The sequence below is a fragment of the Cupriavidus basilensis genome, from assembly GCF_000832305.1.
In the GTDB taxonomy this organism is placed as follows: domain Bacteria; phylum Pseudomonadota; class Gammaproteobacteria; order Burkholderiales; family Burkholderiaceae; genus Cupriavidus; species Cupriavidus basilensis_F.
Window position 1 is genome coordinate 749,124 of sequence record NZ_CP010537.1, and the last position, 15,981, is coordinate 765,104.

Consider the following 15,981-nt stretch of genomic DNA (forward strand, 5'->3'; position numbering starts at 1 on the left):
AATGTGGCGGGGGGGCCGCCGCTGTTCTCATCGGGATCATCAAGACTGGCTGCAGCACATGACGCTACGCCCGGTGTGCACGTGCACGCCGAAGAGAACCCCCCAAACCACAAGCGCGGATCTGCACCGTTCCTGAAGGACGGGTCCGTCCGCCCCCTGCATCATGGCCAAGACGCTCTACGACAAACTTTGGGATGACCACGCTGTCCACGTCGAGGAAGACGGCACCACGCTGCTCTACATCGACCGGCACCTGCTGAATGAAGTGACCAGTCCGCAGGCGTTCGAAGGCCTGAGGATGTCGGAGCATCCGGTATGGCGCATCAGCGCGAACCTGGCGGTGTCGGACCACAACGTGCCGACCACTAACCGCAGCCAGGGTATTGCCGACCCGGTGTCGAAGCTGCAGGTCGATACGCTGGACGCCAACTGCGACAGCTTCGGCATCACCCAGTTCAAGATGAACGATCATCGCCAGGGCATCGTGCACGTGATCGGGCCGGAGCAGGGCGCCACGCTGCCCGGAATGACGGTGGTGTGTGGCGACTCGCATACCAGCACGCACGGCGCATTCGGCGCGCTGGCGCACGGCATCGGCACTTCGGAAGTCGAGCACGTGATGGCCACGCAGACCTTGCTGGGTAAGAAGACCATGAACATGCTGGTTAAGGTGGAAGGCAAGCTGCCGCGCGGCTGCACCGCCAAGGACATCGTGCTGGCCATCATCGGCAAGATTGGCACCGCGGGCGGCACCGGGAACACCATCGAGTTCGCCGGCTCGGCCATCCGCGACCTGACCGTGGAAGGCCGCATGACGGTCTGCAACATGGCCATCGAAGCCGGCGCGCGCGCCGGCCTGGTGGCGGTGGACGATGTTACGCTGGAATACTTCAAGGGCCGCCCGTATGCGCCGCAGGGCGTAGAGTGGGACCAGGCCGTGGGTTACTGGCGCACGCTGCATTCGGATGCGGGCGCCAAGTTCGACCTGGTGGTCGAGCTGCGTGCAGAAGAGATCCGCCCGCAGGTGACCTGGGGCACCTCGCCGGAAATGGTCATCAGCATCGAAGACCGCGTGCCGGATCCAGACAAGGAAAAGGACCCGAACAAGCGCACTGCGATGGAACGAGCGCTAGAGTACATGGGCCTGCAGCCCAATGTTCCGGTCGAGAGCATCAATATCGACAAGGTCTTTATCGGCTCGTGCACCAACAGTCGTATCGACGACATGCGCGCCGCCGCGTGGGTGGTGCAGAAGCTGGGTCGCAAGGTCGCGTCGAACGTGAAGCTGGCGCTGGTGGTTCCGGGCTCGGGCCTGGTCAAGGAACAGGCCGAGCGCGAAGGCCTGGACGAGGTCTTCAAGGCCGCGGGCTTCGAATGGCGCGAGCCGGGCTGCTCGATGTGCCTGGCCATGAATGCCGATCGCCTCGAGCCGGGCGAGCGCTGCGCATCGACTTCGAACCGTAACTTCGAAGGCCGCCAGGGCGCGGGTGGACGCACGCATCTGGTCAGCCCGGCGATGGCAGCTGCCGCCGCCATAGAAGGCCATTTCGTAGACGTGCGCAAGCTTCTCTAAGCGGCTAGATATCAGGCAAGGACCAAGACATGGAAAAGTTCACCATACACCGCGGCCTCGTGGCCCCGCTCGACCGCGGGAACGTCGACACCGACGCCATCATCCCGAAGCAGTTCCTGAAGTCGATCAAGCGCACCGGCTTCGGCCCCAACCTGTTCGACGAGTGGCGCTACAAGGACGTCGGCGAGCCCGGTATGGACAACAGCAAGCGTCCGCTGAACCCGGACTTCGTGCTAAACCAGCCGCGCTACCAGGGCGCGTCGATCCTGCTGGCGCGCCGCAACTTCGGCTGCGGCAGTTCGCGCGAGCACGCCCCGTGGGCGCTGACGCAATACGGCTTCCACGCCGTGATCGCGCCCAGCTTTGCCGATATCTTCTTCAACAACTGCTACAAGAACGGCCTGCTGCCGGTGGTGCTGACCGAGCAGCAGGTCGACCACCTGTTCAACGAGACCAATGCCTTCAAGGGCTACCAGCTCACCATCGACTTGGACAAGCAGGCGGTGATCACGGCGTCGGGCCAGGGCTACGAGTTCGACATCGCGCCGTTCCGCAAGTACTGCATGCTCAACGGCTTCGACGATATTCGCTTGACCCTGCGCCACGCCGACAAGATCAAGGTTTTTGAGGCCGAGCGCGTGGCCAAGATGCCGTGGCTGAAGCCCCGTCTTGCCGGCTGATCTATTTCCATTGCGGATTCAACGGGTCGACCGGCCGGTAGTCGCGATGTCCTCGACGTACAGAGTGGGCGAGACGGAAGTACGAGAGGGCGCGCTATCACAAACGGCTTGCGAGGAATGGCTACGCAAGGCGTGGAGTGAAGTAAAACTGCTTCCTCAGGGCCTTTTCCAAAGATGTTGTAAATAATAAACAAAAAGGTTAGCGCTTTCTGCGTTGGCCTCCGTACGGTTCTGTCGCAGTAAGTTTCCCGCGTACTGATACGCGCCGAAATAGTTTCACTATCGTGAAACATAATGGGCGACTGCATTTGTGCCTATGCAATGCAGCCACCAGTTCGGTTCGGCCCGTCAGCGGTTAGAGCCCCTTTTTGAAAATTCGCCGCAGATGTGTTCTAACGTTCGGATGTGGAAAAAAGAACATCGAGAGCGGCAGGCAAGCATGGCAGCCAAGACACGGCGGTATCCGAGCGATCTGACGGATATGGAATGGGCAGCGTGGCGGGACTGCTGCCCAAGCCCGCACAGCGGGGGCGGCGCAGGAAGGCTGATCTGCGGGAGGTCATCAACGCCTTGCGATACCTGTTGCGCTCGGGGTGGGGCTGGCGCATGCTACCCAAGGACTTTCCGGCCTGGCAAACGGTGTACTGGTGGTTTCGCCGAATGATGCGCCGGTTCCTGTTCCAGACGCTTCATGACGCAGTGCTGATGCTCGATAGGGAGTTGGAGGGCAGGCGGCCTTGCCCAAGCGCGGGCGTGGTGGATAGCCAGTCGGTAAAGGCGCCAGCGGCGAAGGAACGCGGCTACGACGCGGGAATGAAGATCGTTGGACGCAAGCGGAATATTGCCGTGAATACGAACGGTTGGTTGCTGATGGTGAACTTGACGCCTGCAGACATCGACGACAGTACCGGGGCGCTGGCGGTCCTGGAGGCCCTAAAGAAGCGCTGGCCGGGGCTGAAGCATCTGTTTGCAGATGGCGCATACGATCGTCGCACGTTGATGGATAAATCCGCGACGCTCGACTTCGTCGTGCAGGTGGTGTGTCGCCATGAAGGTCAGATTGGCTTCGCGGTGCTACCCCGGCGTTGGGTAGTGGAACGTACCTTCGGTTGGATGATTCGCTGGCGACGCCTGGTCAGGGACTACGCGCGCCGTCCTGATGTGTCCGAGGCTATGGTCTATATCGCAATGGGCGGGCTGCTGCTACGCAGAATCGCCCATCCTTGAATTATCAAACGGGCTCTAAGCCCAGCCGCGCCGACTATCTCGGTGCGGCAGGATCGTTGACCACCACGGCATCGCGAATCACTGCGGCAACTTCATCGCCTTGCGCGTTGCGCATGTTCCACGTACGGATGCGACTCGACGTAAGCGAGCACATGATGACACCATCCAACTCTATCAGACCAGAAGGATCGCCTGGTGGCGCACGTCGGGCCAGATACGCGGGAGATGCAACGGCGATGATGTGAGCCGGCACCAGCTCGAAGTCACCACCGATAGCGGCGTCGTAGCCTTCAGCGATCAGGACTACCGCAGCAGGGCTCTCGAAATGCCCCTCGGGCCGGATGCGGCGGTACCCGTGGTGCGGCTTGGCAGCGCCGAACACGGCCACGACCCGTACCAGAGCAGCGTCAGTGCCAGCGCGCATGTCCAGCGGTTCGACGGCCATCCAGACCGCTTCAGCCTTTATCACCGCGGCAGATCTCGCAGCCAGCTGCCGCACTCAATAGCCAGTGCGCCAGGCCAGGTCATCACAACACTCAGTGCAACTCGGCGCACCTCCACACGGATCTCTCCTGTTGGTGTCGACGGCGCGGCCGCTGCGGGCATTTGGACTGGTACGAATCCAGCAGCGATCGGACGGGCGGCGCGCGAAGCAGTGTCGGCTACATCGAGCACCGCGGGCACGCGCTGCTGGATTTCCGCGTCCCGGACCCAGTGTCGAAAGAGATTTGCTTTGATGCCCAGCGACATTGTTTCAGCCGCCATCGAAATTCCCGGCTGCGCTGCAGAGGCGACCGCATCTGCCTTGAAGTCGTCAGTGTGCAGGCGTCGTCGACGCCGCTAGCTAGAAGCTGAAGGAGAGATAGTGTGCAGCTTCGCCGCCTTGCATCGCCAGTGTGCTGGCGATGCAAGGCAATCACCGGAGATCAATAGTCTCCACAACTTTGGACTCGCTAACTCAACATCGACACGTCCAAAGGGGGCAAGTCAGGATATATCGCTCCGCAGATGCGCGATTGGCGTCACCCAGAGTTCGTAGGAACGCAACGACCTCGGCTTTGCTGGGCATCACGCGCCGACAATTGAATTTGCAGGGTAGGTTGTCCAGACGACGCTGGCTAGACCGATGGCGGCCCCCCAAGCTGTGAATCAGCGGTGGTCCGTGGAAATCGACAAGCGCTCCCACGCCTCGATCTCAACCAGGCGCTTCTTCAAATCGTTCCGAACCGTCTCGATGGCATCGGAGCCAAGTAGCAAGTGCAGGGGCGGCGTTTCTGCATGTGCTACCTGCACGACGGCAGTCCCGAGCTTGGCGGGGTCGCCAAGCTGCTGGTGATTGAAGCTTCTGTAGGCAGATTCGACCTTGCTACGGACTTCTTCGTAATCGTCGATGGGGTTCCCGGAAAACCGCGCCGAACTGTCATCAAGGAAGTCTGTGCGGAAATGTCCTGGTTCAACCACCGTGACGTGGATCCCTAGGGGCGCGACATCACGGGCCAGATTAACGCTGAAACCCTCCACAGCGAACTTGGACATACCGTAGAGCGTGCACAGGTCGAAACCCACCAAGCCGCCAACCGAGCCAATATTGATGATGTGGCCGGAGCGTTGACGACGCAACGTCGGTAGAACCGCCCGTGTCATGGTCGCGAGTCCGAACACGTTCGTCTCAAACTGACGTTGCAAGTCATCCGCGGAAGATTCTTCGAAAATACCGAGATGACCATAGCCTGCATTGTTCACGAGTACATCGATCGTGCCGAATCGTGCAATGGAAGCGTCCACAGCAGCCTGCGTCCCGCTGGCGCTGGTCACGTCGAGAGGAAAAACAAGGAGTCGCTCTGTGTGCTCACTGAATGCGCTACGAGCTGTCTCCACGTTCCGCGCGGTGGCAACCACGTTGTCTCCTGCCGCAAGGGCAGCGCGTGCAATGTGAGCGCCCAAGCCACGGGCTGCGCCCGTAATCAGCCAAGTTTTCCTATTCATCTGTATTCCTTGAGTTGGTTTGACCTCAGGTTGCCCCAGGGCCTCTTTGAGCGAGGGACAGCGTCCATGCGTCAAGACGAGATCCCAGATGAAATTTTGGCGTTGCCTAACGCCAAAGGCTAGGTCAATTCGTATTCGATCATTGCCTATTCCTATGATTTGCCGGATTCTGTGGCAAATTTCGTATAAGATCCTTGCCAATTAACTGACCTATCAGTGTTCTGGATATGAGTGAGCAGATTTCGTCGACACGACAAGAGATGGTGACGCTGCTGAAACAGCTCGCGCCGCAAGAAGGCTTCACTCGATCGTTGCTCGACGGGGTGCGGTTCATGCGAGTGGACAGATCTCTTCCCCGCACCCCCGCGTTCTACGAACCCGGCATTGTGATCGTCTGCCAAGGGCGTAAGCGCGGGTACTTGGCAGAACGGGTCTACTGCTATGACGCCCAACACTACTTAGTGCTAGCAGTGCCCCTGCCGTTCTCTAGCGAAACTGACGCTAGTCCGGAGGAACCGCTGCTCGCCGTTTCAGTTCGGCTGGACATGGCAGCGGTGGCAGATCTGGTCTTGGAATTGGGTCATCAGGGTTCAGGTATGCTGACCGCCCCTGAGGGAATTCTCTCTACGCCATTGGATGCAGCGTTAGCTGACACTACGCTGCGACTGTTGCGCGCACTAATGTCACCTGTCGAGGCTAAGGTGCTAGGAGCCGGAATTGTGCGCGAGCTTTGTTTCCGAGTTTTGGTCGGTGAACGAGGTGGTGCGATCCGGTCTGCATTGGCGAACCACGGTAACTTTGGGCGAATCTCTCGCGCACTTCGACGCATACACCGCGAGTACGCTGAACCGCTGGACGTTGCTCTTCTAGCCGGCGAAGCTGGCTTGAGCATGCCAACCTTTCATGTGCATTTCAAGGCTTTTGCTAGAACATCTCCAATCCAATACATCAAATCCGTAAGGCTGCATCAGGCCAGACTGCTGATGATTCGCGACAACGCCACAGCCGCAGTTGCCGCAGCGCGGGTCGGCTACGAAAGCGCTTCCCAGTTCAATAGAGAATTCAAACGATTCTTTGGACGTAGTCCAAGAGAGGAGGCTAGGGAACTGAGGACTGCTTTCTCGCTCCTACCTCCCACGCAACTGGAAGGAATAGCAGACACACATTAGTGTCGGTCCGATTCTTCGTTCGGCGTTGCGACGCATAAAGCGCGAAGTTGTCTACGGCGAATAGCGGAGAGACTCTACGAGCAGGGTAAATGCGGCAGAGGGGTGCCGACGGTTTGGATAGTAAAGGTGATAGCCCGGTATATCAGGCGTGTACTTGTCGAGAATTTGCACAAGACGTCCATCGTCTAGAAACGACTGGACTTGGTCCAAGTGGATGTATGCCAAGCCATGACCGTCGAGCACCGCATCGACGAGAAGGTCGATCGTGTTCACAACCAGTTGCCCTTGACCTCGCACTCTAATCTCCCGCCCCTCCCGCATCAGACGCCACCCAATGACCGCACCGGATGTTGGCAGTCGGAAGTTGATGATCCGATGCTCGGTCAACTGCGCGGGAGTGGTTGGAGCAGGAAATTTCGACAGGTATGAGGGTGCGGCAACTATCGCCATCGGAATGTCCGGTCCCAGTCTTACCGCCACCATGTCCTTGGCAATCTCGCCGCCCAAGCGGATGCCAGCGTCGAACTGATCTGCAACCACGTCGACCAATGCGTGATCGACCCTGATCTCCACGTGTATGTCAGGGTTGTCGCCAAGAAGGCGCTTCATCGCCGGCATGAGAATCGTCTTGGCCGCATGCTCGACCGTCGTGATCCGGATCGTGCCGGCGGGTCGGTCGCGCAGTTCACCCAATGACCCGACCGCGGAGTCCAGGTCGCGCATCATCGGGCCAAGCCTTGCAAGTAGGCGCTCGCCCGCCTCGGTAGGTGCGACGCTACGCGTCGTGCGCGAAAGCAGCCTGATCCCCAAGCGCTCTTCCACCCGACGCACGATCTGGCTCAGCGCCGACTGAGCCATGTCGAGGCGCTGGGCCGCCTTCGTGAAGCTGCGCTCCTCAGCAACAGCCACGAAGGCAGCCAAATCGGCGATTTCATCGCGTCGCATGTCGATCCTCTTGCTGGGTTCATTCAATTATCACATGAATGATAAAGGCAAGGCATTTTATGCGCCTAGTCGGATCAATTGGCTGGGACTACAGTGCTGCTGTGCACCCCACGGCCAGCCTGGCGAATTCAACGCTGGCACCGCCCAACTCTACGAGACCATTTGTGATGCGCTCTTCACCTCTTTTCGAAAAATTCAGCTTTGGAAATGGCGTCACACTCCGCAATCGCGCAGTGATGACGCCGATGACAACCTGGTCCGCCAATCCAGATGGGACAGTGTCGGATCAGGAGCTCGTCTACGTTGAGGCGCGGGCCAAGGACGTCGGGATGGTGATCACTGGGTGTACGCACGTCTCGCCGGAGGGGATCGGCTTCACAAACGAATTCGCCGCCTACGACGATCGCTTTATCCCAAGCCTGCGCAGGCTCGCGCAAGCAGCAAAGAGTGGGGGTGCCCCCGCCATTCTCCAGATCTTCCATGCCGGCACCAAAGCGGTGCCCGAACTTGTGCCAAACGGTCGAGTCGTCGGCCCGAGCACGATTCAGGTGCCTGCTGGCTTGTTCAACGCCGGCGGAAACATCTCCTCCGAGCTGACCCACGACGAGATCGAAATCATCATCAGGGCGTTTGCTGATGCGACTCGACGCGCGATTGAGGCCGGCTTCGACGGCGTCGAGCTACATGGCGCGCACGGATTCCTCATCCAGGACTTCTTTTCGCCGCTCGCAAATCAGCGCAATGATCAATGGGGTGGCACATTGGAGGGCCGACTGCGCTTTCCGCTGTCCGTTGTTCATGCCGTTCTACAGGTCATCAAAGAGCATGCTGGCCGGCCGTTTCTGCTGGGCTATCGTGTTTCCCCGGAAGAGCCCGCCGAGGGTGGGTTGCGCATTTCTGATACAAACCTGCTGATTGATCGGCTAATCGAGGCTGGCGTTGATTACATCCATGCGTCGCTGTACGACGTACTAAATGGTATGCCGTCCGACGGCAGTGCAGGAAAGACTACTGCGCAACTTCTCATAGAGCATGTGGCCTGGCGGGTTCCCTTGATCGCGGCGGGCGGCATGAAAACGCCAACACAGGCAGAGGCGGCGCTGAATAGCGGCCTTTCCTTAACCGCCATCGGTCAAGGGCTTATCATGAACCCGAACTGGGTCGCGCTCGCCAAGAGCGACCGTGCGGAAGAGATAGTGACCGCCCTCGACCCCGCGTCGGCGCCAAGCCTGACCATCCCGGACAAGCTCTGGGCCGTCATCCAAGCTGCTCACGGCTGGTTCCCGATACGGGAGCGCCAGCCGGCATGACGGGGAACCCGTCTAGGCAGTGCGTCAACACAGTTGTGTTGTATGGCCGGCAATTGGACCGGCCCTATATTGGTCTCGCGAAACGTCGCGTGGCCTCGGAGTAAGGCATTTGGAGGAATGATAATGAGCGAAGCATTTAACGAAGAATTGGTCGCGATTGAAGCGAGAGCAGTCGACTACTTGACCGCCTTCAACCGCGCTGATGCCGCCGCCGTGGTAGCGACATACGCTGATGACGGCGTGCTGATGGCCCCCGGCAGGCCGGCAGCGGTGGGCAAGGACGAACTGGCCATAGTCTATCCGAAAGTCTTCGAAACCGTCGGTTTCGCCATGGCCTATGAAATAAAGGAGGTTGTGCAAATCAGCGCCGACTGGGGTTTCGTGCGGAGCGCCACCGAGGGCACCGAAACCAACAAGGCGACCGGCGTCGTCATGCCCGCGGCGTATCAGGAACTGTTCCTGCTACGTAAGTCGGCCACCGGAACGTGGCAGATTGCACGATACTGCACGTCTAAGATCAGCCCTGCCGGCTGAGCCGCTTACCGACGAAAACACTGCTTTGCCGTCGAGCGGACTGGCGACATTTAGCACGCAGTCGGATCATGCAGACGCCCCAATCCCCATCGTATGTAAGGCCTTGCGGAACGGCGGACGTAAGTCGCCGTTCGCGCCCTTTCCAGGGATATCCCCCATTTCTAGCGGTCGTTGGAAGTAGAGGCTAGGCCATGATGACGTCCCCCCAATAGTGATGGGACTTAAAACTAGAGCTCGGTCATTTCTGACGATCTGACCTTGTGGGCCATGGCGTACTCGCTCGGGGTCAGTTTGCCGAGCGAGCCGTGCGGTCGTTGATGATTGTGATCACGCCGCCAGGCTTCAATGATCTGCTTCGTGTGGTCCAACGATGTGAACTCATGCTTGTTCAGGCATTCGTCGCGAAACCGTCCATTGAATGACTCGCAAAGCCCGTTGTCGGTTGGCTTTCCGGGGCGTGTGAAGTCCGGTTGCACATGGTTCTCCCAAGCCCAGGCATCGAGCGCTCTGGAGGTGAATTCGGTGCCATGATCTACCGTGATGCACGCTGGCAGTCGGGTCACCCTTCCGACCCGGCTGAGGGCCTCGACGACGCTGGCGCCCGTTAATCGGAATCCCACCTCAAGCAGCGGGCTCTCGCGACTCCAATTGTCGACCACGGTCAGCACCCGAAACGCCTGCCCATTAGACAACTGATCGTGGACAAAATCCATGCTCCAGCGCTGGCCAAGTGTCGTCGGCATCGGCGCTGGGCCGCGGTGTAGGCTCAGACGCTTCTTTCGACGCACCCGCTACGCACCTCCAGCCCCTCTAGGCAATACAGTCGATGCACCCGCTTGAAGATTCACGTGCCAACCCTCGCGACGCAAGAGAATGTAGATGCGCTCATAACCGTCGGGTGTGAAGCTCCAATGACAATGTGTTTCCCGACCGATGGACCGTCCTGGCGACAAGATTGGGGAGCCGAGAGAAGGCTGGTTTCGGGCGAGATTGCGGATGCTAATGGCTTCGTCCAGCCAAGTGGGACTGGAACTTGTGCTTGGAAAGGCGCTGGATGGCCTGATGACACACCCGGTCGCTGGCGGCGTTTCAACGGTTTCGGGGCGTGGCCAAGCCGATGCCAAGGCGAGACCGCCCCAACGCGGGCCCTGAAGACAAAAAGGACGCTTCAGTAGAATCCCCTATTTCTTCCACGTCCGAAATAATTAAACTACATACCGACCCGACGGTTTGTAAGATGCAGGGCTGAGGGTGGGGCGATTTGGAGCACATCTCCGGCACTGCCGCTGGCGTAGGGTTGGCGGGTCCAGTTCCGACCTGTACAACACCAAGCAATTCGAGGGGGCGTGATGAGAGAGGTCGTGCCATACCGCATGGTGCGGACCATCATCCAGGTCACAACTCGACATGGCAAAGGAAAAAAGTGTCTGAAATCCTGCAAGACGTCTCTATTGCTGACTACGATGCGATCCGCGACGTTGATGAACTCGTACGAGCAATCGATTCCCGCGATTGCACCCCAGGCTGGGTTCAGCGTTCTGAACCTTTGATGTGGGCTACGCCGCGATCACGCTTCGTGCCAGCCCATTGGCGCTATGCGGAGATGCGGTCGGCCCTGGTCGCCGCCGGACGTGTGATAGGCACGGATCTCGCCGAGCGGCGCAATTTTATCTTGCGCAACCCGATCCCCGGCAATGACTTTGCCACCACCCGGACGCTGGTTGGGGCGTATCAGTCGATACTGCCTGGTGAGAAGGCCCGTTCACACCGGCACTCCTCACACGCGCTGCGGGTGATCATTGAATCCCACGGATCCTATTCGGTTGTAAACGGCAAGCGGCACCCGATGGAAAGCGGCGATATAGTCCTGACGCCTGGTGGGTATTGGCACGGGCATGGCCACGATGGCGACGAGCAGGCATTCTGGTTCGACTGTCTCGACCTGCCACTCGTGCACCTGCTCGAACCGATGACTGTCCAGGAGCATCCGCTTCAGTGGGAGGCGGATGTTGAAGAGGTGATCGAATCGCCAATGCGCCTGAGTTGGTCGGGCACGCTCAGCAAACTTGCGCAATGTGTGGACGAGGACCGTCACTTTGGCAACACGGTCGACCTGACGTCCGAGCAAATGTCGACGATCACGATCAAGGTCCACGAATGGACTGCGGGCTGGAAGAACGATCCCTATCGGCAGCGCACAAATACGATCTATGTCGTCCTGCGCGGCAATGGCCGCAGTGTCATCGGCGATTCGCACTTCGAGTGGGGCTTTGGCGACGTGATCGCCGTGCCGATGAATGTGAGGGTGGCGCACGCCGTGGACCAGAACGCGATTCTGGTCGCGCTGTCGGATGAAGGCTTAATGAAGCACTGCGGATACTACGCGCTGGAAGACTGTGAGTGACAATAGGACGCAAACAATGAAGCAAAGCGATCAGAACCCGATCATTGTGGTCGGAGGCGGGCTTGGCGGAGTCGCCACGGCGCTAGGACTCGGCAGACGCGGCAAGGCCGTCTGTTTGCTGGAGCAATCTGCGGAGATCGCGCCGATCGGGTATGGGGTACAACTGGGTCCCAACGTACTGCCGGCCCTGGCTCAGCTTGGGTTGGAGCGCGAAGTCCGGATGGCCTCCTACTATCCGGAGGAACTGACGCTGTATGAAGCCTTCAGCGGTGAGGTGCTCGCACGCGTTCCTCTATGCGGGGCGGCCTTCGACGGTCGCTATCCTGCGCCCTATATTGCCATCCACCGGGTCGATCTGCATGAAATACTGTTGAAGGCGTGTCGCGCACTGCCGAATGTCTCGCTGAACCAGGCGACGACGGTGACCGGCTTTACACAGGACGCCGAACGCGTGTATGTGGAGAGCAGCACCGGGCAGAAGCTCGAAGGCAGCGCGTTGATTGCGGCTGACGGGTTGCGGTCGCGAATCCGCGCTCAGCTATACCCCGAAGACCAGCCCTACGATACCGGCTATATTGCGCACCGTACTATTGTCGCCATGGCGGATGTTCCCCCGTTGATGCGCAAGCGCCGCGGCGTGACGATGTGGACCGGTCCGGGTTTCCACGTAATTTACTACCCATTGCGCGATGCCACGGAGATGAATATCGTGGCTGTATTCGAAACGCCTACGGATGGTTCGGAAATGAATGACGAGGGCTATTCGAAACATATCGCTCGAGTGTGTGCCGATGCGCAGCCAGAAGTAAAGGAAGTGGTCTCGATCGTCAATTTGGAGCGGCGCTGGAGCATTGCGGACCGCCATCCCATCCGCAAATGGCGTCGCGGGTTGGTCGTTCTGCTCGGTGATTCCGCCCACGCGACTCTGCAGTCGTTGGCGCAAGGTGCCGGCATGGCGATCGAAGATGCGGTGACGCTCAGCGGGCTGATCGACGAACACGGTAGCGACTACGAGCAAGCCTTTGGCAGATTCGAAACACTCCGATTTGGACGAACTACGCGGGTACAACTCGAGTCTCGCGCACTATGGCATACCTATCACTGCGATGGCGTGGACGCGGAAATCCGAACCCAGCAACTGCAGGAGCGGACTCCCGAAGATTTCTACCGCTGCCTTGACTGGCTCTGGAAATCGCAGCCATTTAACCATTCGAAGGAGAACTCATGAAGCTGTGCAGATTCAATGGCGACCGGCTCGGTTGCGTCGAGAACGACACCGTCTACGATGTCACGGCCGCGCTCAACGCGCTGCCGGCGTTGCGCTGGCCGGCAATTCTAGGTGACCCGCTAATTCGGCATCTCGATATTCTGCGTGAAGCAGTTGGCGTTGCCCGTCGCGGCGCAAACGCACAGAAGCTGGACGAAGTCCGGGTGCACAGTCCACTGACAAATCCTTCCAAGGTAATGGCGGCCCCGGCTAACTACCGTCTACACGTCGAGCAGGATACGAAGGACGCGGGCGTCGATGCAGGCGTTCATCGCATGGCACTTGAGGGGGTGGACCGGCCTGCGGAGTACTATGGCTTGTTCCTCAAGGCAGCCTCTTCCGTGGTGGGTCCCACCGAGGGCGTGCAAATTATTCTGCCGGATCGCCGTACCGACTATGAGGTCGAGCTGGCGGTGGTGATCGGCAAGCCAGGTCATTCGATTCAACGCGAGCACGCGCTGTCCCATGTGGCTGGCTACTGCATCGGGCTTGACATGACCGTGCGCGGCAAGGAGGATCGGAGCTTTCGCAAATCGCCCGACAGCTACACCGTGCTCGGACCGGCGTTCGTGAGCGCAGACGAGATCGCGGACCCGCACGCCCTGACACTATCGCTCTGGGTGAATGGGGAGCGCCGCCAGCATAGCTCGACCGGCGCCATGACGTTGGACATCCCGGAACTGATCGCGATCGCCTCAACAATGTATACACTACAGCCGGGCGACGTGATCCTGACCGGCACTCCGGAAGGTGTCGGCGCCGTTGCCCCAGGCGACGAAATCCGCGCTGCATGTTCTGGAATCGGAGAAATGTCGGTGCGGGTTACCCAACATCCAAGCTCATTGACATGAAATCCACAGCAACTTCTTCGACGAAACGCCGGCGCACACAAGCGGAACGGACTCAAGAAACGCAGCAGAAGCTAGTGCGCGGCGCCATTGCGTTGCTCAAGCGGAAGCGGTACACAGGCTTTCGCACGGCCGATGTCGCGGAAGAGGCTGGTGTCTCCAAGGGCGCCCAGACGCATCATTTCCCGTCAAAGGACATGCTTGTGCTCGAGGCGCTGGAAGAGGTCTATCGGCAGACGCAAGAGAACGCGATGAAGCGCATTGCCCAGGCAAAGGCATCGCCTGAGGAATTTGTTGAACTGTTGGTCGCTGATAGCGAATCATTTTTCTTGAGCGACGACTTTTTGCTATCGCTGGACCTGATGATGGTGGATCCGCAATCCCCGCTTGGCGTAGGCGTTAAAGAACTGGCACAGCGTTACCGGCTTCCGGTCGAGAAGGCCTGGGTCGATGCACTGATTGACGCCGGCAATGATCGTGCCAAGGTGACGCAGGTGGTCGGTCTGACCTACGCGCTCGCCCGCGGCTTTGGCGTCCGCCAACTGATCAGCGACCCCGGGGACGATTTCCACCTGTTAATGCAGTCTTGGCTCGAAACGGCACGCGCCATGCTGGAGCACAAAGCCTGTTCCGCCCGACCCAGTCGCACACCCCGAGCGGTGCGCAAGGCTGGCTGATCGGCTGCATCTCGACAAAATAGGGGGGGGTGGGTCATACCCTAATTTTCAGCGCCTGTGTATCGGCGAAGTCGAGACAGCCTTGTCGGCTCGCATACCAAGAATAGTGCAAAAGCACACTATCACGACATTCCTTGCAACGCCGCAACCCCACTGTAGCGGCTAGGCCCCATGAGATGCGCATCGGCGCGAGCCATGGGGAACCCTAATGGAAATTGAGTTCCGTGAGGGGTCTTATTATACAAACCGGGCAGACGGTATGTATAAATTTCTGAGCATACAAGATCGGAATCGGATACCAAAGGAGACTCCACCATGAAGCGCGATAACCCCACTTCCGCTACGCGGCGCCACACACTTTCTGCACTATTGGCGGTAACTCTTTCGACAGTTGCAGGACGGCCAGCTTTAGCCCAGCGGTTTCCCAACAAGCCATTCAGGATCGTCGTGGGTAGCCCGCCCGGTGCGTTAGGCGACGTACTCTCTCGTCTCCTGGGCCAGAAGCTTTCCGAAGCGACCGGGCAGCCCGCCGTTGTCGACAACCGCCCTGGCGCAAGCGGCTCCATTGCAGCGGACTTGGTTGCCAAGGCGCAGGCCGACGGCCATACGCTGCTGATCGCACCGGATAGCGTGGTGGTTGTCAATCCCTTTGTGTTCCCGAAGCTGACCTACAACCCGGCCAAGGACTTCCGCTCTGTCGCCCTGCTGGGAAAGGCTACGCTTGTTCTGGTGGTTAGTCCGGCACTTGGCGTCAGAACGCTCCAGGCGTTTGTAAAACTCGCCAGATCAAAGCCCGGGGCCATCAATTTCGGGACCGGAGGCGCAGGGCACCCCACCCATATGGCGATGGAGCTTGTCATGGACCGACTTGGGATAAAGCTCACCCACGTTCCCTACAAGGGAACCTCGCCCGCCTTGCAGGGGCTGATGGGAGGTGAAATAGGCTCCATGGTTGTGGGCGTGGCGGAAGCCATGCCCCTGATCACGGCTGGCAAGCTCGTACCGCTTGCAACAAGCGGGCCGGCGGCCAAGGAGATCTTCCCGGCCTTGCCGGAGCTCAAGGCTTCCCACCCGGATCTCGATATAGCGGTCTGGTTCGGCATGTTCGCCCCAGCTGCAACACCCACGGACGTCGTGTCGCGGTTGAACGCAGAGGTCAATCAGGCACTTCAGCAAGCCGACATCAGGAGGCGGCTTAGAGAATATGGGCTAACTCCGCTGCCCGGCGGGGCCACCGCGCTGGACACCCTGATAGCGCTGGACAGGGCGCGCTTCGGCCCGCTGGTCAAGTCCCTTGGCATCGCCCTTGAGTAGCTGACCCAATGCACGGCCCAGGCCTGATCATGCCACCCTATTGCCGT

General features: G+C 59.5%; 15 protein-coding genes and 1 pseudogene. 11 read left to right on the top strand and 5 right to left on the bottom strand.

Features of this window, described 5'->3' with window-relative positions:
• Window positions 1-163 precede the first annotated feature (163 nt).
• From leuC to RR42_RS24185, 3 genes and pseudogenes are all read left to right on the top strand, one after another.
• Entirely contained in the window at window positions 164-1,573 is a 1,410-nt protein-coding gene (leuC, locus tag RR42_RS24175) for a 3-isopropylmalate dehydratase large subunit (protein WP_043353680.1), read from the top strand.
• 29 nt (window positions 1,574-1,602) lie between these two features.
• A complete protein-coding gene (leuD, locus tag RR42_RS24180; protein ID WP_043353682.1) occupies window positions 1,603-2,253 on the top strand; it encodes a 3-isopropylmalate dehydratase small subunit in 651 nt (216 codons plus the stop codon).
• 403 nt (window positions 2,254-2,656) lie between these two features.
• Window positions 2,657-3,480, top strand: a pseudogene (locus tag RR42_RS24185) (IS5 family transposase).
• A gap of 34 nt (window positions 3,481-3,514) precedes the next feature.
• Here the strand turns inward: RR42_RS24185 and RR42_RS24190 are convergent.
• The 3 genes from RR42_RS24190 to RR42_RS24195 form a co-directional block, all read right to left on the bottom strand.
• Window positions 3,515-3,925 carry a hypothetical protein gene (locus tag RR42_RS24190; RefSeq protein ID WP_201777384.1) on the bottom strand — a complete coding sequence of 137 codons (411 nt, stop codon included), beginning with the start codon at window positions 3,923-3,925 and terminating at the stop codon, window positions 3,515-3,517.
• A gap of 20 nt (window positions 3,926-3,945) precedes the next feature.
• A complete protein-coding gene (locus RR42_RS38780; RefSeq protein WP_082055075.1) occupies window positions 3,946-4,305 on the bottom strand; it encodes a transposase in 360 nt (119 codons plus the stop codon).
• A gap of 324 nt (window positions 4,306-4,629) precedes the next feature.
• Complete coding sequence (locus RR42_RS24195; protein ID WP_043353684.1) at window positions 4,630-5,466, bottom strand: oxidoreductase; 837 nt, start codon at window positions 5,464-5,466, stop codon at window positions 4,630-4,632.
• A 260-nt stretch (window positions 5,467-5,726) separates the two neighbouring features.
• Here RR42_RS24195 and RR42_RS38785 point away from each other — a divergent pair, with 260 nt between their 5' ends.
• Entirely contained in the window at window positions 5,727-6,635 is a 909-nt protein-coding gene (locus tag RR42_RS38785) for an AraC family transcriptional regulator (protein ID WP_082055076.1), read from the top strand.
• 51 nt (window positions 6,636-6,686) lie between these two features.
• On the opposite strand, the gene RR42_RS24200 is transcribed toward RR42_RS38785, so the two are convergent.
• Complete coding sequence (locus RR42_RS24200) at window positions 6,687-7,580, bottom strand: LysR family transcriptional regulator (protein ID WP_043353687.1); 894 nt, start codon at window positions 7,578-7,580, stop codon at window positions 6,687-6,689.
• Window positions 7,581-7,747: 167 nt separating this feature from the next.
• Between RR42_RS24200 and RR42_RS24205 the strand changes: the two genes are divergently transcribed.
• On the top strand, window positions 7,748-8,890 hold the full coding sequence (locus tag RR42_RS24205; RefSeq protein ID WP_043353689.1) for an NADH-dependent flavin oxidoreductase: 1,143 nt from the start codon (window positions 7,748-7,750) through the stop codon (window positions 8,888-8,890).
• Window positions 8,891-9,013: 123 nt separating this feature from the next.
• Entirely contained in the window at window positions 9,014-9,424 is a 411-nt protein-coding gene (locus tag RR42_RS24210) for a YybH family protein (protein ID WP_043353691.1), read from the top strand.
• A gap of 227 nt (window positions 9,425-9,651) precedes the next feature.
• Here the strand turns inward: RR42_RS24210 and RR42_RS24215 are convergent, their stop codons facing one another.
• Window positions 9,652-10,167 (bottom strand): IS3 family transposase, encoded by a 516-nt coding sequence (locus RR42_RS24215; RefSeq protein WP_043353693.1) that lies wholly within the window; start codon window positions 10,165-10,167, stop codon window positions 9,652-9,654.
• Window positions 10,168-10,847: 680 nt separating this feature from the next.
• Between RR42_RS24215 and RR42_RS24220 the strand changes: the two genes are divergently transcribed.
• From RR42_RS24220 to RR42_RS24240, 5 genes are all read left to right on the top strand, one after another.
• Window positions 10,848-11,828 carry a cupin domain-containing protein gene (locus RR42_RS24220; protein ID WP_236702170.1) on the top strand — a complete coding sequence of 327 codons (981 nt, stop codon included), beginning with the start codon at window positions 10,848-10,850 and terminating at the stop codon, window positions 11,826-11,828.
• Window positions 11,829-11,844: 16 nt separating this feature from the next.
• Entirely contained in the window at window positions 11,845-13,056 is a 1,212-nt protein-coding gene (locus RR42_RS24225; protein WP_052494915.1) for an FAD-dependent monooxygenase, read from the top strand.
• Window positions 13,053-13,946 (top strand): fumarylacetoacetate hydrolase family protein, encoded by an 894-nt coding sequence (locus RR42_RS24230; RefSeq protein WP_043353695.1) that lies wholly within the window; start codon window positions 13,053-13,055, stop codon window positions 13,944-13,946. The genes RR42_RS24225 and RR42_RS24230 overlap by 4 nt, the downstream gene beginning before the upstream one ends.
• Window positions 13,943-14,620, top strand: coding sequence for a TetR/AcrR family transcriptional regulator (locus RR42_RS37885; RefSeq protein ID WP_158408305.1), 678 nt, complete (start codon window positions 13,943-13,945; stop codon window positions 14,618-14,620). Before RR42_RS24230 ends, RR42_RS37885 begins: the two co-directional genes overlap by 4 nt.
• Before the next feature lie 315 nt (window positions 14,621-14,935).
• Complete coding sequence (locus RR42_RS24240; protein ID WP_043353698.1) at window positions 14,936-15,934, top strand: Bug family tripartite tricarboxylate transporter substrate binding protein; 999 nt, start codon at window positions 14,936-14,938, stop codon at window positions 15,932-15,934.
• The last annotated feature ends 47 nt before the right edge of the window (window positions 15,935-15,981 follow it).